This window comes from Micromonospora sp. NPDC049051 (assembly GCF_043197575.1).
Taxonomy (GTDB): Bacteria; Actinomycetota; Actinomycetes; order Mycobacteriales; family Micromonosporaceae; genus Micromonospora.
Window position 1 is genome coordinate 624,004 of record NZ_JBICTL010000005.1, and the last position, 22,742, is coordinate 646,745.

A 22,742-nucleotide genomic window follows, 5' to 3' on the forward strand; every position below is an offset into this window, starting at 1 on the left:
CGGCCGGCGACCCGACGCTATTGACGGACGTCGGGGTACGTCGATGTGTCAGCCGGCGGAATCGTGGTGTTTTCCGCCGTGCCGGCGGAACGTGCCGGGGGAGTCGCCGGTCTCCCGGCGGAAGAACCGGCAGAAGTAGGCGGGGTCGGCGAAGCCGAGCCGGTCGGCGATCGCGGCCACGGTGAGGTCGGTCCGGGTCAGCAGGCGCTTCGCCTCCAGGACCCGGGCCCGGCGGATCAGCCGGGCGGGGGTGGCGCCGGTGGCCAGCGGGACCGCGTCGTTGAGGTGGCGCACCGACACGCCGATGCGACGGGCGTACGCGCGGGGAGGCTCGCCGACGAGGTCCGGCTCGCCGAGCAGCTCCTCGAAGCGGCGGGCGATCGCGGCGGCGCGCTGGTTGCGGGTGCCCGGCTCGGGCGGCGGGCCGGGAGGCGGGCCCGTGGGGCGGGAGCGGCGCACCTCGGTGAGCAGCAGGTGCAGGTAGGCGCGCAGGGTGCTCGCCCGGCCGCGCCCACCCCGGCGGTACTCGGCCGTCGTCCACCGCATCAGGGTGGCGATCCGCCTCGCCTGCGCGTCGTCGCGCGGGCGCCAGGAGCGGTGCCCCGAGCGGTGCAGCGCGTCGCGGTCGGCCGGGAAGGTCAGCAGGAACTCGGCGGCGCAGAGCAGCACGTGCCCGCGCAGGTCGCGCTGCTCCTGCCAGTGGTGCACCTGGCCGGGCGTGACGACGAACAGGTGCGGCGGTCGGACGGGGTGGGCGTCGAGGTCGATGACGTGCGTGGCCCGCCCGTGGGTCACGTACACCAGCTCGTAGAAGACGTGCCGGTGCGGAAAGTCGGCGCGGGAGAGCGGGCCGATCTCCCCGAAGGACCCGACGGCGAAGGGCAGCTCGTCCGGGGCGGATACCGCCAGGTCGTGCCGGGGCAGCGCCGGCGACGGGCCGGTCACAGGGCTCGGCGCCGGGAGCGGGTGGCCGGTGCGGGGACCACGGCGGGTCGTGCGGGCACGGTCCTGGTCCGGCGGTCGTGCGGGCGCGGCGGGGACACGGGCGGCTCCGTTCGCGGTGGAGGGACGGGGTGCGATCGATCGCGACCTGTATTGACGGCATCGGATGTCTAACCTACGGTGAGGGCAACACAGTTAACAACATTTGTTGTTGTGTCTGTAGCGCATCGGCGCGATCCCGCCGTACGGCACTCACATGCCTGATCAGGCGGGCTTTATCCGACCCTCCACATCGTTCTGACCGCGAGGAGACCCCCATGCTCCGACGACCAGCCACCGTGGCGGCAACTACCCTGGGTGCTGCCGTTCTGGTGCTGACCATGGCCCTGGCCACCCAGGCCGGCGCCGACACCACCCCCAGCCCCACCGCGCCGGCCGTCGGTTCCGGCGGCGTCGCGCCGGAGATGTTCGCCGCCCTGCAACGGGACCTTCGGCTGACCCCGGACCAGGCCCGCGCCCGCCTGGCGGTCGACGATCGCGCCAGCCGCGCGCAGCAGGTGCTGCGGACCACGCTCGGTGCCGGCTACGGCGGCACCTGGGTCACCGCCGAAGGTGCCGCCGTGGCGGTCGGCGTCACCCGCGCCGCCGACGCCGGCCCCGTCCGCGCCCTCGGCGCTGTCCCGGTCCCGGTCACCTACGGCGAGGACACCCTGCACGCGGCGGTCGACCGGCTGAACCGTCGGGCCGCCGCCGCGCCGGCCACCGTGGTCGGCTGGTACGCCGACCTTCCCGGCAACTCCGTCGTGGTGCTGGCCCGCGACGGCGGCTCGGCCGCGGCCCGGTCCTTCGCCGCCGCGGCGGGCGTGCCGGCCGGCGCGGTGCGGGTCCAGGGCAGCACCGAGAACCCGAGGCCGTACGCCGACGTGATCGGTGGCAACGCCTACTACACCGGCAGTAGCCGGTGCTCGATCGGGTTCTCCGTCAACGGCGGCTTCGTCACCGCCGGGCACTGCGGCCGGGCCGGCGCCCGCACCTCCCAGCCGGGCGGCACCGTCCGCGGCTCCACCTTCCCGGGCCGCGACTACGCCTGGGTGCAGGTGGACGCCGGGAACACCCCGCGCGGGCTGGTGAACGATTACTGCGGCGGCACGGTCACGGTGGCGGGCAGCGCCGAAGCTGCCGTGGGGGCGGCGGTCTGCCGGTCCGGCTCCACCACCGGCTGGCGCTGCGGCACCATCCAGCAGAAGAACGCCTCGGTGACCTACCCGGAGGGCACGGTTACCGGACTGACCCGGAGCAACGCCTGTGCCGAGCCGGGCGACTCCGGCGGCTCGTGGATCTCCGGCGACCAGGCGCAGGGGGTCACCTCGGGCGGCTCCGGCAACTGCACCACCGGCGGGACGATGTACTTCCAGCCGGTCAACGCGATCCTGGCGGCGTACGGGCTGAGCCTCGTCACCGCCGGCGGCCCCGCGCCGACCCCCACACCCACCTCGACCGGCAACCCGCCCGACGGCACGACCTGGCAGGTCGGCACCGGATACGCCGCCGGCGCGACGGTGAGCTACGCGGGCCAGTCGTACCGCTGCCTGCAGGGACACATCGCCCAGCCGGGCTGGGAGCCGCCGAACGTGCCGGCGCTCTGGCAGCGGGTCTGACCGCCGCCGCTCCGCCACGCGTACGCGCCACGGGCCCGGTCACCGACCGGGCCCGTGGCCTGCCTGTACGGGATGTGGCGGCGCGCTCGGCGGGGCCTGCCGTCCCCGCCCGACGCCCATGGTGGGTCAGAGGCTGCCGCGGAAGGTGTCGCAGGACTTCGGGTCGCCCGTGCTGTAGCCCCGGGTGAACCACTCCTTGCGCTGCGCCGACGAGCCGTGGGTGAACTCCTCCGGGTTCACCGGCCGGTTGGCCCGCTTGGAGATGGCGTCGTCGCCGATCTTCTCGGCGGCGTCGATGGCCTGCTGGATGTCCTGCTCGCTGATGCTGGTGAAGATCTTCTGACCGCTCGCGTCGGCGGTGCCGGTGGCGTTCTTCGCCCAGGCGCCCGCGTAGCAGTCGGCCTGCAACTCCAGCTTCACCGAGAGGGCGTTCGCGTTGTCCGGGTCGCGCTGCTGCTGGCGGCGCATCTCCGCCTCGGTGCCGAGCAGGTCCTGCACGTGGTGGCCGTACTCGTGGGCGAGCACGTACGGCTGGGCGAACTCACCGGAGGCGCCGAGCTGCTGGGCGAGCACCTGGTAGAAGGTGAGGTCGATGTAGACCTGGTCGTCGGCGGGGCAGTAGAACGGGCCGACCCCGGAGTCGGCCTGCCCGCAGGCGGTGTTGACGCCCTGGCTGAAGAACACCGTCTTCGACGGGCGGTACTGCTCGCCGAACGCCTCGGGCAGGGCCTTCTGCCAGTACGCCTGGATCGAGTTGACGTAGAGCGCGTTGCGGCAGTCGAGCTGCTGGAGCGCGTCCTCGGCCGAGCACTTCTGCTCCAGGGACGTGTTGTCGCCCTGCGGCTCGTCGCCGCCGCTGGTGGCCGCGTTCAGGCCGAAGCCGCCGCCGACGAGCGCGACGAGCACGGCGATGACCAGGCCGACGAGGCCACCCCGGCCGCCACCGATCGGGATGGGGATGCCGCCCAGCCCGCCGCCCCCGCCGGATCCTCGCCGGTCGTCCACCTGGCTGGTGTCGATCCGTGCGTTCTCGTTCAGCTCCATGTCTACCCCGATCACCGATTTGATCCGTTTTGGTGGTTGCGGTACCGGACCGGGTCCGGACGGCGTTCCGGTACCCGATGATCTTGATCGGTAATCCGGAGGGGCGGCCGGACGACGCCCGGTACACTTGCCCCCGTGCTGCTCTGCGAAGGCTGAACCGCCCCGCGCCGACGGGCCTCGTGCTCGCCGGCGCTTTCGCGTGCCCTGAGTCAGCCCTTCCAGACCCCGAGAGCGAGTCCTCCGACATGATCACTGCCACCGGCCTGGAGCTGCGCGCCGGCGCCCGCATCCTGCTGTCCGACACCACGCTGCGGGTGCAGCCGGGTGACCGGATCGGCCTGGTCGGCCGCAACGGCGCCGGCAAGACCACCACGCTGAAGGTGCTCGCCGGCGAGGGCCAGCCGTACGCCGGGCAGATCGATCGGCGCAGCGCCATCGGCTACCTCCCGCAGGACCCCCGCACCGGCGACCTGGAGGTCACCGGCCGCGACCGGGTGCTCTCCGCCCGGGGCCTGGACGTGCTGATGGCCCAGATGAAGGAGATCGAGGCCAAGCTCGCCGACGGCGCCGACGACCGGCTGGTCCGCCGCTACGGCGCGCTGGAGGACCAGTTCGCCTCCCTCGGCGGGTACGCGGCCGAGGCCGAGGCCGCCCGGATCTGCGCCAACCTCGGCCTGCCCGACCGGGCGCTCGCCCAGACCATCGGCACCCTCTCCGGCGGTCAGCGCCGCCGCATCGAGCTGGCCCGGATCCTGTTCCGCGACGCGGGCGAGAACGGCGGCGGCATCCTGCTGCTCGACGAGCCGACCAACCACCTCGACGCCGACTCGATCACCTGGCTGCGCAGCTTCCTCGCCAACCACAAGGGCGGCCTGATCGTGATTTCCCACGACGGCTCGCTGCTGGAGTCGGTGGTCAACAAGGTGTGGTTCCTCGACGCCACCCGCTCCGTGGTCGACGTCTACAACCTGGGCTGGAAGGCCTACCTGGAGGCCCGCGAGACCGACGAGCGGCGCCGCCGCCGGGAGCGCGCCAACGCCGAGAAGAAGGCCGGCGCGCTGATGGCCCAGGCCGACAAGATGCGGGCCAAGGCCACCAAGACCGTCGCCGCGCAGAACATGGCCCGCCGGGCCGAGAAGCTGATCTCGGGCCTGGAGGAGGTACGCGTCGCCGACAGGGTGGCGAAGGTGCGTTTCCCGAACCCGGCCCCGTGCGGCAAGACCCCGCTCACCGCGACCGGCCTGTCGAAGTCGTACGGCTCACTGGAGATCTTCACCGACGTCAACGTGGCGGTCGACCGGGGCTCCCGGGTGGCCATCCTCGGCCTCAACGGCGCCGGCAAGACCACCCTGCTGCGGATGCTCGGCGGCCTGCTGGAGCCGGACACCGGCGGGGTGCACGCCGGTCACGGCCTGCGGCTCGGCTACTACGCGCAGGAGCACGAGACGCTCGACGTGGACCGTACGGTGCTGGAGCACATGCGCAGCGCCGCCATCGAGCAGACCGACACCGACCTGCGGAAGATCCTCGGGGCGTTCCTGTTCTCCGGCGACGACGTGGACAAGCCGGCCGGGGTGCTCTCCGGCGGCGAGAAGACCCGACTCGCGCTGGCCACCCTGGTCTGCTCCGGGGCGAACGTGCTGCTGCTCGACGAGCCGACGAACAACCTCGACCCGGTCAGCCGGGAGCAGGTGCTCGACGCCATCGCCCGCTACCCGGGCGCGATCGTGCTGGTCACCCACGATCCGGGCGCGGTCATGGCGCTGAAGCCCGACCGCGCCATCCTGCTGCCCGACGGCGACGAGGACGCCTGGAGCGACGACCTCCTGGAACTGGTAGAACTCGCCTGACCCGCCCGCCCCGCGCCACCCGCCCCGCCCCGCCCCGCAGCGTTGATCATGAAGTTGTTGCGCTCCGTCCCGGCGTGTCGTGACAACAACTTCATGATCAACGGGACTCGGAGGCGGTCAGGGCAGGGAGGGGCGGTTCAGGGCAGCAGGTCGAGCAGGTGGGGCAGGACGCCGGAGGTGGCCAGGATGACCAGGCCGATGGCGATGAAGACGGCCGGGACGAGCCAGTGGCCGACGCGCCCGACCAGCCGCGTCACCCGGGGGTGACCGCCCAGCCAGGCCCCCGCGACGCACCACAGCGCGATGAGCACCACGAAGACCAGCAGGAACACCGCGCTGTCGGCCGGGCCGAGCGCCCGGAAGACCGGCACGTAGACGGCGATGTTGTCGGCGCCGTTGGCGATCGTCACCCCGGCCACGCCGAGGGCGGAGCCCACCACGGCCGGGGCGTCGTCGGCGTCGCGGCCGAGCAGCGCACGGACGCCCAGGGCGATCGGGAGCAGGCCGAGCAGCCCGGTCCACGGATCGGGCACCACCAGCAGCCCGGCCGCGACCACCGCGCTGGCCAGCGCAAGCGCGCCGATGCCCAGGTACTGCCCGGCGACGATCTGCCAGGTGCGGGGCCGGCCGGTGGTGCGGGCGGCGACGAAGAACAGCGTCAGGATGACGATGTCGTCGATGTCGGTGGCGGCGAACACCACGGCGGCGCTGGCGGCGGTGCCGAGCAGGTCGATCACGCCAGCAGGGTACGGCCCGCCGGCCGACGCCCTGAGGGCGCGTCGACCGCCGTCGCCTGCACCGAGTCGGCCGCTCCGGACGGGGCGCGGGGGCTGGTCGGGCCGCCCCGACGCGTCGTGAGCATCACGCTATCGGGAAGACGACATCGCATAGCGTGTCGGTTGGCGAAGAGTTGATATCTGGCGCATGATCGTTCGAGGCGGTCTAATAGGTGGGACCGTATCCGAACCGCACAGTCTGGGACGTGAGGACACAGCATGGCAGCCACTGGCACAGCCACCAGCACTGAGAAGGGTCGCCGGATCGTCGGAGCCGAGCGTCAGACGCTCGCCAAGGACCTGGTAAAGCGGTACACCTCGGGTGAGAGCATCCGCGCGCTCGCGGCCTCGACCGGCCGTTCCTACGGGTTCATCCACCGGGTGCTCACCGAGTCCGGGGTCCAGCTGCGGCAGCGGGGCGGCGCCCGACGCCGTAAGAAGGCGTGACCCGCCCACCAGCGTCGTACGTCAGCGCCGTTCCCCGGGTCGCTCGGTGACCGCCGAGGCGACCGGGGTCCGGCTGGAATGCGACGGGCCGGTCGCGACGGTCACGTTGTGCCGGCCCGACGTGCTCAACGCGCAGACCCCGTCGATGTGGCGCGCGATGAGCGATTTCTCCCGGGACCTCCCTGGCGACGTACGCGTAGTGGTCGTGCGTGGCGAGGGCCGGGCGTTCTCCGCCGGCCTCGACCTGTCGACGGCTGGCTCCTCCGGCGCGGAGTCGTTCGCCGCGCTGGCCACCCTGTCCGAGCAGGAGTGCGCCGACCGGATCGCCGAATACCAGGACGGCTTCACCTGGTTGCACCGCCCCGACGTCGTCACTGTCGCCGCCGTCCAGGGGCACGCGATCGGCGCCGGCTTCCAGTTGGCGCTCGCCTGCGACCTGCGCGTGCTGGCCGAGGACGCGAAGTTCTCCATGGGAGAGGTGACGCTCGGCCTGGTCCCGGATCTCGCCGGCACCGGGCGCTTGGTCGACCTGGTCGGCTACAGCCGCGCGCTGGAGATCTGCGCGACCGGCCGGCGGCTGGACGCCGCCGAGGCGGACCGGATCGGCCTGGCCACCCTGGTGGTGCCGAACGCCGAACTGGACGCGGCGGTGCGCGACCTGACCGCGGGGCTGCTGGCCAACAACCGCGACGCGGTGGTGGAGATCAAGGCGCTGCTGGCCGGCGCGACCGGCCGCTCCGCCGCCGACCAGCAGCGGGCCGAGCGGGAGGCGCAGACCCGCCGGCTGCGCGACCTCGCCGGACGGGGAGAGTAGCCACCGTCCGCCTGCGGAACCTCGCCAGGCGGGAGAGCAGGCGGATCGGCCGGCTACGGAATTTCGCTGGCCGGGAGAGTAGGCGGATCGGCCGGCTACGGAATTTCGCTGGCCGGGAGAGTAGGCGGATCGGCCGGCTGGGGCCATTGCTGGCCGGGGAGAGCACTCGGTAAGGACCGTTCGGGAAGATCAGGGTCACGGCCGAGGTTGTCAGAGTCGTCGGGAGAATTGACCTGACGGTGCGGTCAGCCCGACGACCCGGAGGTGAACGTGTCCAACTCGATGTCCGGCGGCGGCATGGCCGGATGGAGCATGCTCCGGTCGATACGCAGCCGCGACGAGATCTCCACCCACCGGCTCAAGCGCGGGGTGGCCCGCCGGATCGTGGCCTTCGCCGCGCCCTACCGCCGGGACATCGTCGTCTTCCTGGTCACCGTGGTGCTCGCCGCGGTCATCGGGGTGGCCACGCCGGTGCTCGCCGGCGACGTGATCGACACGATCACCCGGGGCGGCGCCGACGCCGGCAACGCGGTGGTGCGGCTGGCGCTCGTCATCGCCGGGCTCGCGGTGGCCGACGCGCTGCTCTCGCTCGCCCAGCGGTGGTATTCGGCCCGCATCGGCGAGGGCATCATCCTCGACCTGCGCACCCGGGTCTACGACCACGTCCAGCGGATGCCGCTGCAGTTCTTCACCCGTACGCAGACCGGCGCGCTGGTCAGCCGGCTCAACAACGACGTGCTCGGCGCGCAGCGGGCGTTCACCTCGACGCTGTCCGGCGTCGTCAGCAACGTCATCCAGCTCGTGCTCACCGCCGCCGTGATGTTCACCCTCTCCTGGCAGATCACCGCGCTCTCGCTGGTGCTGCTGCCGGTGTTCATCATCCCGGCCCGCCGGGTCGGCAAACGGCTCGCCGAGATCACCCGGGAGTCCTACAACCTCGACGCGAAGATGAACGCGACGATGACCGAGCGGTTCGGCGTATCGGGTGCGTTGCTCGTGAAGCTCTTCGGCCGGCCCGAGGTGGAGGCGCGCCGGTTCGCCGGGCGGGCCGAGCGGGTCCGCGACATCGGCATCCAGTCCGCGATGTACTCACGGACGTTCTTCGTGGCGATGCTGCTGGTCGCCTCCCTGGCCCAGGCGCTCACCTACGGTCTCGGTGGCTGGCTGGCGGTCACCGGAAACGTCAGCGCCGGCACCGTGGTGACCCTCGCCCTGCTGCTCACCCGCCTCTACGGCCCACTGACCGCGCTCTCCAACGTCCGGGTCGACGTGATGAGCGCGCTGGTCTCCTTCGACCGGGTCTTCGAGGTGCTCGATCTGAAGCCGACGATCCAGGAGAAACCCGACGCCGTGCCGGTGCCCCGGGGCAGCGGCCGGATCGAGTTCCGCGACGTCCGGTTCCGCTACCCCAGCGCCGCCGAGATCTCGCTCGCCAGCCTGGAGGAGGTCGCCGCCCTCGACCGTACGGTCAACGAGCCCGTGCTCAAGGGCGTGTCGTTCGCGGTCGCGCCGGGGCAGATGGTGGCGCTGGTCGGCCCCTCCGGGGCCGGCAAGTCGACGCTGTCCATGCTGATCTCCCGCGTCTACGACGTCACCGACGGCCAGGTGCTGGTCGGCGGCGTCGACGTCCGCGACGCCACCCTCGACTCGCTGCGCGACGAGATCGGTGTGGTCACCCAGGATTCGCACCTGTTCCACGAGACCATCGCCGAGAACCTGCGCTACGCCAAGCCGGACGCCACCGACGACGAGATCTGGGCCGCCCTGGCCGGGGCGCAGGTCGCCGACCTGGTCCGGTCGCTACCGGAGGGGTTGGACACCCTCGTCGGCGAGCGCGGCTACCGCTTCTCCGGCGGCGAGAAGCAGCGCATCGCCATCGCCCGGCTGCTGCTCAAGGCCCCGTCGATCGTGATCCTCGACGAGGCGACGGCGCACCTCGACTCGGAGAGCGAGGCCGCCGTGCAGCGGGCGCTGTCGGTGGCGCTGACCGGGCGTACGGCGCTGGTGATCGCGCACCGGCTGTCGACCGTCCGCGACGCCGACCAGATCCTGGTGCTCGACGGCGGGCGGATCGTCGAGCGGGGCCGGCACGAGGAACTGGTGGCCGTGGGCGGGCTCTACGCCGAGCTCTACCGCACCCAGTTCGCGGTCGCCGACTCGCCGGCCCCGTACGCCGACGCGACAGGGCCCGAGCCGGTGGCCGTGCCGCCGCTGCGGCCCTACCTCGCCGAAGAGGCGCTGCCCCCGGCCGCCGCCAACTGACGCCGCCTCAGCCGGCCGCCGCCAAGTGGCACCGCCTGAGCAGGCCGCCGCCGAGTGACACCGCCCGGAGCGCCGTGAGCGGGACGGCGTGCCTCAGCCGGCGGCGACCGCCGCGCGCAGCTCCCCGAACGCGGCGCCGAGCGTCTCCGGTGTGAAGTGCGCGTTCAGGCCGCTGGGGTTGGGCAGCACCCAGAGCCGGGCGCCCGCCAGCGGCTCCCGCTGCGGCCCGAAGGCGGCCTTCGGCCGGGCGAAGCCGACCCGGTACGCGGTCACCCCCACCACGGCCACCCAGCGGGGGCGGTGCCGCTCGACCTTCTTGGTGAGGAGCTGCGCCCCCGCGACCAGTTCGGCCGGGGTCAGCTCGTCGGCGCGCGCACTGGCCCGCGCGACCATGTTGGTGATGCCGAGGCCGTATCCGGGCAGCTCGTCCTGCTCGCTGGGGTGCAGCAGCCGGGGCGTGAACCCGCCCCGGTGCAGCGCGGGCCAGAACCGGTTGCCCGGCCGGGCGAAGTGCCACCCGGTCGCTGCCGACCACAGCCCCGGGTTGATCCCGACGAAGAGCACGTCCAGACCGGGGGCGATGACGTCGGGAATGGTGCGCTCCGCCGCGGCGGCGAGTTCCTCCCTGCTGGGGCGCGGATACCGTCCGACCGCCTCCGCCGCACGGGCCTTCCGCCGACCGGCGGAGCCGGTGCCCGATTCGCCCGGGGTGCCGGTGCCCGACCCACTGCGGGAGTTGGCGCCCGACCCACTCGGGGTGCCGGTGCCCGATCCGCGGGGAGAGCCGGTGCCCGATCCGCCGGGAGAGCCGGTGCCCGATCCGCCGGCGGGTGCGGCCATCACAGGCCCCGTAGCGCGCCGCCGTCGACCGGCACGGTCACCCCGGTCAGGTAGCTCGCGGCGGGGGAGAGGACGAACGCGGCCACCCGGCCGAACTCGACCGGGGCACCGATGCGGCGCAGCGGGATGGCGGCCTCGGCCTCCGCGCGCGCCCGTTCGGGATCGCCGGTGGCCGCGAAGAGCTCCACGTTGCGGTCGGTCATGATCCGGCCGGGCAGCAGACCGACCACCCGTACGCCCCGGGGCCCGTACTCGTCGGCGACGTCCTTGGCCATGCCCACGAGGCCGGGGCGCAGGCCGTTGGAGATGCCCAGGCCGGGCACCGGCCCACGGGCCGAGGTCGACAGGACCAGCCCGATCGCCCCGCCCTCGGTCAGGTTCTCGGCGACGGTACGGACCATGCGCACGCTGCCGAGGAAGACCGTCTCGAAGGAGCGGCGCCACTGCTCGTCGGTGACCGAGGCGGCGCTGCCCGGCGGTGGTCCGCCGACCGAGACCAGCGCCCCGTCCAGCCGGCCGAAGTGCTCCCGGGCCGCCGCCACGAGACGCTCCGGCGTCCGGGCGTCGGCCAGGTCGGCGGCCAGCCCGACCGCCCGCTCCGGTCCGCCGAGGCGTTGCGCGGCGGCGGCCACGGCGTCGGCGTCGCGGGCGGAGAGCACCACGCGGGCGCCGTCGGCGACGAGGCACTGCGCGGTGGCGTAACCCAGCCCCCGGGAGGCGCCGGTGAGTACGTACACCCGATCGGTGAGTCCGAGATCCATGCCGCCGATCCTGCCGCACCCGGCGGGATCCGCCAGCGGGGCCCTCGGTCCGACCGGCCCTCGGGCCGACCGGCGGTCGGCGGCCAGCGACGGCCGGTCCAGCGGGCGGTTCGGCGGCGACCAGCGGCGACCGGTTCGGCGGTCGCCGATCCGGGGGGGCGGCCAGCGGCGGGCGATCCAGCGGCGGTCAGCGGCGGGCGGTCAGCGGCGGGCGGTCAGCGGCGGGCGGGACGCAGCAGGCGTACCCGACCGGCGATCTGGACCGCGACGGCCCCGTCGGCGCGCCCCCATGCCGGCAGCCGGCGTGGGCGCGGCGGGGTGTGCCCGTCGTAGCGGTGGGTGGCCTCGCGCGCGGCCAGCTCCTCCGCGCCCAGCGGCGGCAGCGCGCCCCGCTCGCGCAGGTCGCGGGCCAGGTCCCAGCCGTCACGCAGCGAGCCCCCGGTCGGCCGCCCCGCCGCCCAGCCGGCGAAGGTCGCCGACCACTGCGGGCCGAGACCGGCGGCGAGCAGCGGCCAGTGCCGGGCCACCTCCCCGGCGCGCTTGCGCAGCAGCGCGGCCCCGGCGGCGGCCAGCGCCGCCGGGTCGAAACCCGCCGGCACCGGGCCGCCGGCCACCAGTGCCGCCACCAGCGCCGCCTGCCGCTCGGCCAGGTCGCCGCTCACGTCACCACCGGGAAGCCGGAGGCGGCGGCGAGGGCGTCCAACTCGGCGCGGAGCACCGGGGCGGGCGGGTAGTGCCCGTCGCGTTCGAGCAGGAGCGTCGGTGGCCGGCGGCGGGCGCACAGCTCGCGCAGCAGGTCGAGCACCGCCGGGGGCACCGGATCGGTGTGCGTGTCGTGGTAGTAGCCGCCGTGCTCGGCGCCGCCCGCCACGTGCACGTAGGAGACCCGGTCCAACGGCAGCCGGTCGAGCAGCGCGACCGGGTCGGCGCCCCGGTTGCGGGCGTTGGCGTAGACGTTGGCGATGTCCAGCAGCAGGAACGCGCCGGTGCGTTCCAGGATCTCGGTGAGGAAGTCGGCCTCGTCCAGCTCGTCGTCGGGCCAGTCGAAGAGGGCCGCGATCGGTTCCAGCGCGAGCGGCACCGGCAACCCGGCCTGCGCGCGGGCGACGTTGGCGCAGACCGCGTCGACCGCCTCCCGGCTGCGGGGCAGCGGCAGCAGGTGGCCGGCCTCGACGCCGCCGGCCCGGACGAACGCGATGTGCTCGCTGACGATCGGCGCCCCGAGGCGTTCCGCCACCGCGCCCAGGTGCGCGACGCGCGCCGGGTCGACCGGTTCCGCGCCGCCGAGGGACAGCCGCACACCGTGCGGTACGACCGTCACGCCGCGCTCGCGCAGCGCGGCCAGCCCCGCCGGCAGGGGCCCGGCGGCGGCGACGCCCTCCGCGACCACCTCCACGAAACGCAGCCCGGGCAGGTCGGCCACGAACCCGGCGATCTCGGGCCGCCAGCCGATGCCCACGCCGGCCGGCCCGGTCATCCGCCGCACCCGCCTCCGCCGCAGCCCCCGCCGCCTCCGCACGAGCTGCCCCCGCCGCACGAGGCACCCCCGCCGCACCCGCCGCCGCTGGAGGAGGCCCCGGTGCCGCTGATCGCCTGGCGCTGGATCTCGGCCTGGCTGGCGAAGCCGGGGTCCATGGCGTAGAGCGACGCGGTGCCGTACAACGCGATCCCCATCGCGGCGCCCGCCGCGCCGTACGTGGTGTGGGCGGGGGCCGAGGCTGGCGCGAGGTAGGTGTGCTGGCGGCGCAGGCCACGCAGGGCCCGGGTGGCGGCGTGGGTGCGCCACGGCACGCGGTACAGCACGATCGCCACGACGGACAGCGGAAGGAGGGTGAGCATGAGCCAGCCCACCGGACGGTCGTTGCCCAGCCCCGCGAAGACGCGTACGACGCCGATCAGCAACAGGGCGGTGAGCAGGAACGCGCCGCCGCGCAGCGCGGTCCGGCGGGCCGGTGCGAGCGCCAGCCCGCGCTGCTCCAGGTCGGCCCTGAGGTGGTCGAGCGCCTGGCACACCCGCCCGTCGCGGGCCAGTTCCCGGGTCTTGGCATGCCGGCCGGCGGCGATGTGGATCGCCTGGTCCAGTGGCGTGATCCCGGCCGGCAGCGGTCCGCCGGTGGTGAGCCGCCGGTCCGGTCGTACGCCGAGCGCCCCGCTGCTGCGCAGCCCGCCGACCGAGGCCCAGATGGCCAGTTGCTGCCCGCCGTTGAGGTAGGCGACCTGCTGCGGGTGGAGCTGCCCGAGGTTGTCCACCGACGGGCCGGCGAGGACCGCGAGGCGGTGGACGAGCGTGCCGGCGACGATCACGACGGCCGCGAGGAGGTAGACCCGCAGGAAGGTGGGGCCGGAGATGCCCCAGGTGTCACCAGGTGCGGCGAAGACGGTCATCTGCTGCTCCTTGAGGCGAGGGGGGATCGCGGCCCAATTGTGGAGCAGCCCCGCCACGCCGTCCCCACCGCGTGGGTCGAGTTACCGGACCGATACGCGCCTCGGGGAGGTCCATCCCGGCGACGGGGTCAGCGGCGGCGTACGGCCTCCTCGACCAGGTCGAGCACCGGGCCGAGGTCGCCGGCGGGGCGGCCCATGGCCAGGTGCAGCACCAGGCCGTCGTAGGCGAGTTCGAGGAACTGGGCCAGCACGTCGATCGGCACGTCCGCGCGGAGCACGCCCGCCTCGCGCTGTCGGGCCAACCGGTCGCGGGTCGCCTCGGCGACCGCCGCCGACCGTTGCGCCCACCGCTTCGCGAACGCCGGGTCGGTACGCAGCCGTCGGGAGACCTCCAGTTGGCTGCCGAGCCAGCCGGTGGTGTCGGGGGAGACCGCGCCGGCCAGCAGGTCCCGCATGACCTGGACGAGGCCGTTGCGGGCGACCGTCTCCACCATGGCCGCGGCGTCGTCCTCGGCCACGGCGAGGAAGAGCGAGTCCTTGTCGCGGAAGTGATGGAAGATCGCGCCCCGGGACAGCCGCGTGGCCTCCTCGAGCCTGCGGACGGTGGCGCCCTCGTAGCCGTGCCGGGCGAAACAGGCCCGCGCGGCGGCGAGGATCTCCTGGCGGCGCGCGTCGAGTTGGTCCTGGCTTACTCTGGGCACGGGTCGATCGTGACAGCTCACCCCTCGTCTGGCAAACCGTACGTACGGCTTGGTTTGGTCGCGCGAAAGATCATCGTCCGCCGGTCGGCCGCTAGGATCCCGTTGTGACGCCACTCCCCACCGCCGTCGCGGTCCCCGCCGACCCGCTGACCGTCGCCGCCGTGCAGGCCGAATCCATCCCCGGCGACGTGGCCGGCAACGCGGCGCGCGCCGCCCGGCTGGTCCGCCACGCGACGCAGCAGGGCGCCCGGGTCACGGTGCTGCCCGAGCTCTTCCTGCCGGCGTACCACCTGCCGACGCTCGCGGCCGATCCGGCCGGCACCGACGTCGCGGCCGACGGGGCCGGCGCCGTCGACGACCCGCGGCTGGACCCGCTGCGCGGGGCGGCCCGCGACGGCGGCGGCGCGGTGGTGGTCGGCGCCGCCGTCCGGCACCCCGACGGCCGGCGGACGATCTCCGCCCTGCTGGTCGACCGCGCCGGCGACGTCCGCGTCGGCTACGACAAGCAGCAGCTGTGGAGCGGCGAGCGGGAGCTGTTCGTGCCCGGCGACCGGGGCGCGACCCTGCTCGTCGACGACTGGCGGCTCGGGGTCGGCATCTGCTACGACGGCTGCTTCCCGGAGCACGGCCGGGCCGCGGCGGCCGACGGGGCGCACGGCTACCTCTGCCCGAGCGGCTACCTGGCCGGCTCGGAGCACCGCCGCGACCTCTACTACGCCGCCCGCGCGCTGGACAACACGATGTACGTCGTGTTCGCCAACCTCGTCGGCGGCACCGACCCGTGGCGGTTCAACGGCGGCGCCGCCGTCTACGACCCGGAGGGCCGGCCGCTGGCGCGCGGCGCCGACACCGGCGAGGCCGTGCTGGTCGTCACGCTCGCCCCGGAGGCCCTCGCGGCGACCCGGGCGGCGCACTGCATGCTGCTCGACCGTCTGCCCCACCAGGGAACCGCCCGCTCGGCGCTGCCGGCCTGAGGGTTTGGGAGGGCCGCGGCACTGTCGGTGGGCGGTGGCGTTCCCGTAGGGTGCCCGAGTGCCGCTGCTCCTGCTGGACCTGGACAACACGCTGCTTGACCGCGCCGGTCCGTTCCGCGCCTGGGGAGAGCGGTTCCTGGCCGGTGTGGGTGCGCCGCCGGCCGACATCGACTGGCTGGTGTCGATCGACGCGGACGGGCTGACCGACCGGTGGGACGTGGCCGACGCCGTACGCGACCGGTACGGGCTGCTGATCCCGTCCATCGACCTGGTCGAGGAGCTGCACGACGGCGTGGTGGCCAACATCCGGCTCGATCCGCTGGTGGCCTGCGCCCTGCGGATCGCCGACGAGGCCGGCTGGACGCCCGTGGTGGTCAGCAACGGCGGCGTACGGCAGCAGGAGGCCGTCATCCGCCGTACCGGGCTGGACCGCTTCGTCGCCGACTGGGTCATCTCCGAGGAGGTCGGCGTCAGCAAGCCCAACCCGAGGATCTTCGTGCTGGCCGCCCAGCGGGTACGGCGGCCGTTGCACGGCGCCTGGGTGATCGGCGACGGTCCGGAGGCGGACATCGGGGGCGCCGCCGCCGTGGGCCTGCCCAGCGTCTGGCTGCACCGGGGACGGAGCTGGGTGGACAGCCGGTTCGCCCCCACCCGCACGGCGGACGGCCTGATCGCCGCCGTCGCGGCGGTGCTCGCCGCCTGATGGACGGGTGCCCCGACCGCGACTGCCGGTCCACCGGCCCCGCCTCGGGACCGGTGCGCGCCGCCCGAGGGGGTGCCGTGGCCGCCCGCGGTGTGCCGGACGGGCGGTGGGCGAAAACCGGTTGACCGGGTCGCCGTCGGTTCGCGAGCATGGTCGGCGCATCGTGCAGCCGGGCCCGCGCCCGGTCGAGGAGAGGGGGTCGGTCATGGCCGTCTTCGCAGGTCACTTCCACCTGCCCCCAGTAGCCTCGAGCAAGGGAACACCACCGCAGTGCGCGATCACGACCTTCCGGCGCGCGAGCGCCGTACCCGCGGCAAGCGCCGCTTCGACGACGACGAACAGCTCTTCCTGAAGCGGGGCCGGGCCACCGGTCCCGCCCCCGCCGACCCCGACGACGAGCCGGACCCCGAGACGGGGGAGCGCTGGTCCTCCTGGGACGACGCCGTGCACGGTCCCCAGCCCCACCCGGACTGGCTGGTCACCGAACTGGCCGCCAGGGACACCGAGCTGGGCGTACTCAAGACCGGCAAGGAGGCGGACGTCCACCTGGTCCGCCGGGCGGTGCCCGGCACCGACCGGTCCTGCCTGCTGGCGGTCAAGCGGTACCGGGACCCGCAGCACCGACTCTTCCACCGCGACGCCGGTTACCTGGAGGGACGGCGGGTCCGCCGGTCCAGGGAGAACCGGGCGATGGCGGGGCGTACCACCTTTGGCCGGCAGATGATCGCCGGACAGTGGGCGGCGGCCGAGTTCGCCGCGCTGACCCGGCTCTGGGAGGTCGGCGCCCGGTACGGCACGATCTCCGTCCCCTATCCCGTGCAGGTGCGCGGCACCGAGCTGATGCTCGAGTTCGTCGGTGACCACGACGAAGGGCTGGCCGCGCCCCGGCTGGCCCAGCTCAGGCCGGAGGCGGGGGAGCTGCGCGAGCTGTGGGGACAGCTCGTCGACGCCCTCGTGGTGCTCGCCCGCGCCGGCCTGGCCCACGGCGACCTGTCGCCGTACAACCTGCTGGTGCACGCGGGGCGGCTGGTGCTGATCGACCTGCCGCAGGTGGTCGACGTGGTGGCCAACCCGCAGGGGCCGGAGTTCCTGGCCCGCGACGTCCGGGTGGTCGCCACCTGGTTCGCGGCCCGGGGCCTGCCGGCGGCGGACGCCGAGCCGGCCGCGCTGACCGCGCTGCTGTTGCGGGAGGCGGGGATCCGCTGACCGCGACGTCCCGGGCGGCCGGCACCCGCCGCCCGGGACCGGGTCACTGGAGGTAGCGCTCGACCGCCGGCTTGGGGCGCAGGCCCTGGGCGTCCGGGTCGCCGTGGGTTTGTCGGGCGGCCCGCCGCCGGCGCAGCAGGTCCCAGCACTGGTCCAGGGACTCCTCCAGCTCGCGCAGCCGCGTGCGGGCGTCGTCGTCCGTGCCCGACTCGCCGGCCTGCGCGTCGGCGCGCAGGCGGTGCTCCTCGTCGACCAGCTCGGAGATCCGGTTCAGGATGGTCTTGTCGTCCATGTCCCTGAGCCTGGCACAGGCCGCGCGGGCGCGCCCCGGCTTCCACCGCCGCACGCCCCCGCCGGGCCCGCCGCTGCGGTAGGTTGCCCAGCCATGGCCCCCATCGTCCGGGCCGCCGGCCCCTCCGACACGGCGCCGGTCGTCGACCTGCTCCGTGCCGCCCGGCCCCACCTGGTGGTCACGCCGGCGCTGCTCGCCTGGCAGGCGACCGGCAAACCGGCGGAACGCTTCGGGATGCTCGTCGCCGAGGAGGGCGGCGGGATCGCCGGCGTCGCCCGTACGGGGTTGCTGCACGAGAGCGCGGAGCCGGGGCTCGGCTTCGTCAACCTGGTCGTGCGCCCCGAGGGGCGTCGGCGGGGCGTCGGCTCGGCGTTGCTCGCCGCCGCCGAGGAGCGGCTCGTCGGGCTCGGCGTGCGTCGGGCGTACGCCCGGGTCGCCGACGAACCGGCGGCGCTCGCCTTCGCCGAGCGGCACGGCTACCGCTCCGGCCGGCGCAACGTGATCCTGGGCCTGGACCTGGCGACGGCGCTGCCGGCCGCGCCCGACCCGCCGGCCGGGGTGCGGCTGGGTACGGCCGCGGACCTGGTCGACCCGCGTCCGCTGTACGAGGCGGACCTGGCCGCCGCCGCGGACGAGCCGGGCGACGTCGGGATGGACGAGATCAGCTTTGACGACTGGCGGGCCGCGTACTGGGACCGGCCGGACCTGGACCGGGCGCTCAGCACGGTGGCGACGGCCGACGGTGCCGTGGTGGCGTTCACGGTCGCGCTGACCGATGGCCGGAACCGGTACCTGTCGGGAATGACGGGCACCCGGCCCGGGTGGCGGGGTCGGGGCCTCGCCCGGCTGGTCAAGCACGCGTCGCTACGGGCCGCCCGCGCGGCGGGCCTCCGTTGGGTATTCACGATCAACGATGCCGGCAACGACGCGATGCGGGCGGTGAACGCGTGGTTCGGGTACCGGCCGGCGGCCGCCGAATGGCGCCACCTGCGCACCCTCCAGAAGTGACTCCCACCACGAAATCCTTCATGGACGAGCATTCCCATGAGCAAAATTCTCGTTCGATGGCTAGCGGAGCCTCGGCGGGTGGTGGCATGCTTCCCGGGTTGTGACGCAAGGCAGCCGTCCACTTGACGGTCCGTCACAACGGAGCGTGACCGAGGGGGAGGAGCCGCGGGTGCGGGATGCCAATGCCGGGCGGAGCGTCGAGGACGCACGGGGACGGGCGGCCCGCTCGATACCACTGTGGACAATGCTCCCCGGTCTGCTGCGCGATCCGCTGAGCCGACTCGTCAGGCTGGCGGACGAGGCCGAAGGCGAGATCGTCCGGCTCAACCTCGGGACGATCCGCCCGTACCTGGTCACCGAGCCGGCCCACGTGCAGCACATCCTGCGCGACAACGAGGCCAACTACACCCGTGGCGGGCAGAGCATGCTCTGGCGCCCGGTACGCCGGCTCACCGGCGACGGCATCCTGTCCGACGGGCCACGGTGGCAGGCCAGCCGCGCGCGGATGCAGCCGCACTTCACCGCCAAGCGCATCGACTCCCTCGTCGACTCCATGAGCCACGCCGTCAGCGAGGCCGTCGACGAGTTCAAGGAGCCGGCCCGGACCGGCCGCTGGTTCGACGCCGGCAACGAACTGGGCCGCGTCATCTGCCGGGCGATCAGCAGCGTCTTCTTCGCCGACCAGGTGAGCCTCGCCGACCAGCTACGGATCGTCGCCGCCCAGGGCACGATCGTCACGGCGCTGCGGGCGCGCCTGCTCCTGCCGTTCGTGCCGGACGCCGTGCCGGTGCCGGGCGACCGGGCCCTGAGCCGCGCGATCGGCGTCGTCGACGACATCATGCTGCCGCTGGTACGCAGGGAGATCGCCGACCCGCGCGACGGCGACGACCTGCTCGCCGCCCTGGCCCGCGCCCGCGACGAGCAGGGGCGCCCCCTCGACGAGCGGCAGGTCCGCGACGACGTGGTCTCGTCCTTCGCCACCGCGACGGAGACCACCTACGCCGTGCTGACCTGGTTGTGGCCGATCCTGGACGCCCACCCGGAGATCGCCGAGCGGCTCTACGCCGAGCTGGACGAGGTGGTGGGCACGGACCGGACGATCAGCCGGGACCAGCTGCGTGGGCTCACCTACACCCGCGCCGTGGTGGACGAGCTGCTGCGGATGTACCCGGCGGGCTGGCTGCTGCCGCGTACGGCCCTCGCCGACGACGTCATCGGCGGCACCAGGATCAAGGCGGGCAGCATCGTCGTGGTCAGCTCCTACATCACCCAGCGGCTCGCCCGGTTCTGGGACCGTCCGGACACCTTCGACCCCGAGCGGTTCCTCGGCGAACAGCCGCGCCGCAGCCACCGGTACGCGTACTTCCCGTTCGGCGGCGGCCCGCACCAGTGCCTCGGCATGTACCTGTTCAACCTGGAGGCTCCGCTGGTGGTGGCCACGATGCTCAGCCGCTACCGATTCCGCCTGCGGGAGCGCGGCATGCCACCCCGGCAGCTGGCGGCGGCCCTGCGCCCCGGCCGACCGGTGGTCATGGCGCTGACCCCGGTACGCGAGCGGAGGCCGGCGTGACCGGGGTGCCGGCGGCGGCCGGCGCGGCGACGGTCGGGCGCGACGAACTGCGCGACGCGCAGGAACAGGGGCGCATCTGCGGCCTGGCGGTACGCGGGCAGCGCGACCTGCAGACGTCGGCCGCCGCCCACCCCGAACTGTTCCCCGCGGAACCGTTCGACACCATGCTGTTCGCCAACATCTCGCTGGCCATCGCCTTCGGCGCGCCGTGGTGCACGGCCCAGCAGCTGCGCGCCGCGAACCGGACCGTGCTGTGGGGCTTCGCCCTCGACTGGCTGATCGACCACCGGGCGCGTACCCGCGACGAGGTGGACGGGCTCGTCGCGCGCTGCCTCGCGGTGGCCGCCGGCGAACCGCCCGCCGCCGACGACCACCTCGGCGCCTACCTGGCCGAGCTCCAGGGGGAGCTGGCGACGTCCGACGCCTTCGCGGCGTACCGTCCGCTGTGGCGGGACCGGGTGGACGCGACCGTGCGGGCGATGGCCCGCGAGTGGGAGTGGAAGGCGGCCCGGCGGCCCGGGGACCGGTCGTCCCTGCCGAGCCTCGACGCCTACCTCGACAACGCCGACAACCACGCCTGCACGATCGTCAACGTCGCGCACTGGCTCTACACCGGCGACGAGGCCACCCTCGCCCGGCTGGACGAGCTGGTCGCGGTCAGCGACCAGGTGCAGCGCGCCCTGCGCCTCGTCAACGACCTGGGCACCTACGAACGGGACCTGCGCTGGGGCGACCTCAACGCGCTGCTGCTGGTCGAGGACCGCGCCGAGGTGGAGCAGCGGCTCGCCGCGCTGGTGGACACGTGCCGCCAGATGCTGGTGCCGCTGCGCGCGACCTGCCCGCGCGAGGCGGACTACCTGGCCCGGCAGGTCGGGTTCAGCAGCGGCTTCTACCAGCTGGCCGACTTCTGGGGAATGTCGTGACGGCGGCCCCGCTCGCCGTACCGGACGTGGGCGGCGCCGGGCTGGCCGCCGCCGGCCGCGAACTGGTGGCGGCGATGCTGGCGGCCCCCGCCGGCACGGTCTCGCCCTCGGTCTACGAGACCGGCCGGCTGGTCAGCGACGCGCCCTGGCTGCCGGGGCACGCCGAGCGGCTGCGTCACCTGCTGGCCACCCAGCGCGCCGACGGCGGATGGGGGGCGCCCGGCGCGTACGGCCTGGTGCCGACCCTGAGCGCGGTGGAGGCGCTGCTGAGCACCCTGCGCAGCCCGGGGCGCGTCGAGCCCGGCGAGGCGCGGCGACTCGCGCCCGCCGTGGACCGGGGCGTGGCGGCGCTGCGGGACCGGCTGCTGGTCGCCGCCGAGCCGGTGCCGGACATGCCGGGCGTCGACCTGATCGTGCCCGCCCTGATCGACCGGATCGACGCGCTCCTCGGCGACGGCGCGGTCGACCGGACCGGGCGGCCGGCGCCCACGCTGCCGATGCCGTACGGCATGACCCGGCACCGGGCCGAGGCGGTCACGCGGCTCATCGCGGCCGACGGGCCCATCCCGGAGAAGCTGTGGCACGCCTTCGAGGTGCTGGACGGGCGGGCCCGCACGCACCTGCGGGCCCGGCCCGTCTCGGGCGCCGTCGGCGCCTCGCCCGCCGCCACCGCTGCCTGGCTGGGCGATCCCACCCGCCCGGATGCCGACCGCGCCGCGCTGGCCTACCTGACCGAGGTCGTCGCGCGCGGCGGCGGCCCGGTGCCGTGCACGACCCCGATCGCCGTGTTCGAGCGGGCCTGGGTGCTCAGCGGCCTGGCCCGGGTCGGCGCGGCGGCGGACGTCCCCGCCGCGCTGACCGACGGCCTGGCCGCCGCGCTCGGGCCGACCGGCGCGGCCACCTCGCCCGGACTGCCGACGGACGCCGACACCACCGCCGTCACCCTCTTCGCGCTGGCCCTGCTCGGCCGCCCGGTCGCGCCCGACAGCCTCCTGGCGTACGACACGGGCACGCACTTCTGCACGTGGCAGGGCGAGGACGGCGCGTCGGTCACCACGAACGCCCACGTGCTGGAGGCGCTGGGCTGGCACGCCCTGCACCGCCCCGGCCGCCCGTACGCCGACGTGGCGCGGCGGGTGGCGGGCTGGCTGGTCGACGGCCAGCTCGCCGACGGCAGCTGGACGGACCGCTGGCACGCCTCGCCGTACTACGCGACGGCCAGCGCCGCGACGAGCCTGGCCGAGTACGCGCCCGACGCCGTCGCCGGGCGGCTCGACCGGGCTGCCGACTGGGTGCGCGACACCCAGCGCGACGACGGCTCCTGGGGGCTTTGGGCGGGTACGCCGGAGGAGACCGCGTACGCCCTGCAGGTGCTGCTCGGCACCGGGCGACCGCCCCGGCCGGACCTCGCCCCGGTCGTGCGCCGGGCCCTCGCCTACCTCGACGCCGACCGCGACGGCACGGACGACGACGCTCCACTGTGGCATGACAAGGATCTCTACCACCCGGTGCTCATCGTGCGGGCCGCCGTGCTGGCGGCGCGGCAGCTGGCCTGGTCGACCGGCCACGCAGGACCGTGAACCCTT

At 74.5% G+C, this 22,742-nt stretch carries 22 protein-coding genes; 12 read left to right on the forward strand and 10 right to left on the reverse strand.

Features of this window, described 5'->3' with window-relative positions; all coding sequences use genetic code 11:
- Positions 1-48: 48 nt before the first annotated feature.
- Positions 49-945, reverse strand: a complete 897-nt coding sequence (locus ACGFIR_RS24030; protein ID WP_393147237.1) for a helix-turn-helix domain-containing protein — start codon at positions 943-945, stop codon at positions 49-51.
- 314 nt (positions 946-1,259) lie between these two features.
- Between ACGFIR_RS24030 and ACGFIR_RS24035 the strand changes: the two genes are divergently transcribed.
- On the forward strand, positions 1,260-2,600 hold the full coding sequence (locus tag ACGFIR_RS24035; RefSeq protein ID WP_393147239.1) for a carbohydrate-binding protein: 1,341 nt from the start codon (positions 1,260-1,262) through the stop codon (positions 2,598-2,600).
- A gap of 126 nt (positions 2,601-2,726) precedes the next feature.
- Here ACGFIR_RS24035 and ACGFIR_RS24040 read toward each other — a convergent pair whose 3' ends face one another.
- The gene (locus tag ACGFIR_RS24040) at positions 2,727-3,644 is read right to left on the reverse strand and encodes a neutral zinc metallopeptidase (protein ID WP_393002933.1); all 918 of its coding nucleotides are present in this window, start codon (positions 3,642-3,644) and stop codon (positions 2,727-2,729) included.
- Between the two features lie 245 nt (positions 3,645-3,889).
- Here ACGFIR_RS24040 and ACGFIR_RS24045 point away from each other — a divergent pair, with 245 nt between their 5' ends.
- The gene (locus ACGFIR_RS24045) at positions 3,890-5,494 is read left to right on the forward strand and encodes an ABC-F family ATP-binding cassette domain-containing protein (protein WP_393002518.1); all 1,605 of its coding nucleotides are present in this window, start codon (positions 3,890-3,892) and stop codon (positions 5,492-5,494) included.
- A gap of 137 nt (positions 5,495-5,631) precedes the next feature.
- On the opposite strand, the gene ACGFIR_RS24050 is transcribed toward ACGFIR_RS24045, so the two are convergent.
- Positions 5,632-6,231 carry a cadmium resistance transporter gene (locus ACGFIR_RS24050; RefSeq protein ID WP_393147241.1) on the reverse strand — a complete coding sequence of 200 codons (600 nt, stop codon included), beginning with the start codon at positions 6,229-6,231 and terminating at the stop codon, positions 5,632-5,634.
- Positions 6,232-6,489: 258 nt separating this feature from the next.
- Between ACGFIR_RS24050 and ACGFIR_RS24055 the strand changes: the two genes are divergently transcribed.
- From ACGFIR_RS24055 to ACGFIR_RS24065, 3 genes are all read left to right on the forward strand, one after another.
- Entirely contained in the window at positions 6,490-6,717 is a 228-nt protein-coding gene (locus ACGFIR_RS24055; protein WP_007462679.1) for a helix-turn-helix domain-containing protein, read from the forward strand.
- A gap of 46 nt (positions 6,718-6,763) precedes the next feature.
- Complete coding sequence (locus ACGFIR_RS24060; protein WP_393147243.1) at positions 6,764-7,531, forward strand: enoyl-CoA hydratase/isomerase family protein; 768 nt, start codon at positions 6,764-6,766, stop codon at positions 7,529-7,531.
- A gap of 282 nt (positions 7,532-7,813) precedes the next feature.
- Positions 7,814-9,793, forward strand: a complete 1,980-nt coding sequence (locus tag ACGFIR_RS24065; protein WP_393147299.1) for an ABC transporter ATP-binding protein — start codon at positions 7,814-7,816, stop codon at positions 9,791-9,793.
- Between the two features lie 93 nt (positions 9,794-9,886).
- Here the strand turns inward: ACGFIR_RS24065 and mug are convergent, their stop codons facing one another.
- From mug to ACGFIR_RS24095, 6 genes are all read right to left on the reverse strand, one after another.
- Positions 9,887-10,633 (reverse strand): G/U mismatch-specific DNA glycosylase, encoded by a 747-nt coding sequence (gene mug / locus ACGFIR_RS24070; RefSeq protein WP_393147245.1) that lies wholly within the window; start codon positions 10,631-10,633, stop codon positions 9,887-9,889.
- Entirely contained in the window at positions 10,633-11,394 is a 762-nt protein-coding gene (locus tag ACGFIR_RS24075) for an SDR family oxidoreductase (protein WP_393147247.1), read from the reverse strand. The genes mug and ACGFIR_RS24075 overlap by 1 nt, the downstream gene beginning before the upstream one ends.
- A 215-nt stretch (positions 11,395-11,609) precedes the next feature.
- The gene (locus tag ACGFIR_RS24080) at positions 11,610-12,056 is read right to left on the reverse strand and encodes a hypothetical protein (protein WP_393147249.1); all 447 of its coding nucleotides are present in this window, start codon (positions 12,054-12,056) and stop codon (positions 11,610-11,612) included.
- On the reverse strand, positions 12,053-12,871 hold the full coding sequence (locus ACGFIR_RS24085) for a DUF692 domain-containing protein (protein WP_393147251.1): 819 nt from the start codon (positions 12,869-12,871) through the stop codon (positions 12,053-12,055). The genes ACGFIR_RS24080 and ACGFIR_RS24085 overlap by 4 nt, the downstream gene beginning before the upstream one ends.
- A complete protein-coding gene (locus ACGFIR_RS24090) occupies positions 12,868-13,779 on the reverse strand; it encodes a TIGR04222 domain-containing membrane protein (RefSeq protein ID WP_393147253.1) in 912 nt (303 codons plus the stop codon). Before ACGFIR_RS24090 ends, ACGFIR_RS24085 begins: the two co-directional genes overlap by 4 nt.
- Positions 13,780-13,907: 128 nt before the next feature.
- Positions 13,908-14,480, reverse strand: coding sequence for a helix-turn-helix domain-containing protein (locus tag ACGFIR_RS24095; RefSeq protein WP_363902747.1), 573 nt, complete (start codon positions 14,478-14,480; stop codon positions 13,908-13,910).
- 104 nt (positions 14,481-14,584) lie between these two features.
- On the opposite strand from ACGFIR_RS24095, the gene ACGFIR_RS24100 reads away from it, so the two are divergent.
- The 3 genes from ACGFIR_RS24100 to ACGFIR_RS24110 all read left to right on the forward strand — a co-directional run bounded on the left by ACGFIR_RS24100 (position 14,585) and on the right by ACGFIR_RS24110 (position 17,363).
- Positions 14,585-15,454, forward strand: a complete 870-nt coding sequence (locus ACGFIR_RS24100; RefSeq protein ID WP_393002534.1) for a carbon-nitrogen hydrolase family protein — start codon at positions 14,585-14,587, stop codon at positions 15,452-15,454.
- 58 nt (positions 15,455-15,512) lie between these two features.
- Positions 15,513-16,157: an HAD family hydrolase gene (locus ACGFIR_RS24105; RefSeq protein WP_393147255.1), complete on the forward strand. Its 645-nt coding sequence runs from the start codon at positions 15,513-15,515 to the stop codon at positions 16,155-16,157.
- Between the two features lie 270 nt (positions 16,158-16,427).
- Complete coding sequence (locus ACGFIR_RS24110) at positions 16,428-17,363, forward strand: serine protein kinase RIO (RefSeq protein WP_393147257.1); 936 nt, start codon at positions 16,428-16,430, stop codon at positions 17,361-17,363.
- Between the two features lie 43 nt (positions 17,364-17,406).
- Here the strand turns inward: ACGFIR_RS24110 and ACGFIR_RS24115 are convergent, their stop codons facing one another.
- Positions 17,407-17,655 (reverse strand): DUF2630 family protein, encoded by a 249-nt coding sequence (locus tag ACGFIR_RS24115; protein WP_101411608.1) that lies wholly within the window; start codon positions 17,653-17,655, stop codon positions 17,407-17,409.
- 93 nt (positions 17,656-17,748) lie between these two features.
- Here ACGFIR_RS24115 and ACGFIR_RS24120 point away from each other — a divergent pair, with 93 nt between their 5' ends.
- The 4 genes from ACGFIR_RS24120 (at position 17,749) to ACGFIR_RS24135 (ending at position 22,736) form a co-directional block, all read left to right on the forward strand.
- On the forward strand, positions 17,749-18,663 hold the full coding sequence (locus ACGFIR_RS24120) for a GNAT family N-acetyltransferase (RefSeq protein ID WP_393147259.1): 915 nt from the start codon (positions 17,749-17,751) through the stop codon (positions 18,661-18,663).
- A gap of 229 nt (positions 18,664-18,892) precedes the next feature.
- On the forward strand, positions 18,893-20,233 hold the full coding sequence (locus ACGFIR_RS24125; RefSeq protein WP_393147301.1) for a cytochrome P450: 1,341 nt from the start codon (positions 18,893-18,895) through the stop codon (positions 20,231-20,233).
- Positions 20,230-21,156, forward strand: a complete 927-nt coding sequence (locus tag ACGFIR_RS24130; protein WP_393002542.1) for a terpene synthase family protein — start codon at positions 20,230-20,232, stop codon at positions 21,154-21,156. The genes ACGFIR_RS24125 and ACGFIR_RS24130 overlap by 4 nt, the downstream gene beginning before the upstream one ends.
- The gene (locus ACGFIR_RS24135) at positions 21,153-22,736 is read left to right on the forward strand and encodes a prenyltransferase/squalene oxidase repeat-containing protein (protein ID WP_393147261.1); all 1,584 of its coding nucleotides are present in this window, start codon (positions 21,153-21,155) and stop codon (positions 22,734-22,736) included. The genes ACGFIR_RS24130 and ACGFIR_RS24135 overlap by 4 nt, the downstream gene beginning before the upstream one ends.
- Positions 22,737-22,742 lie beyond the last annotated feature (6 nt).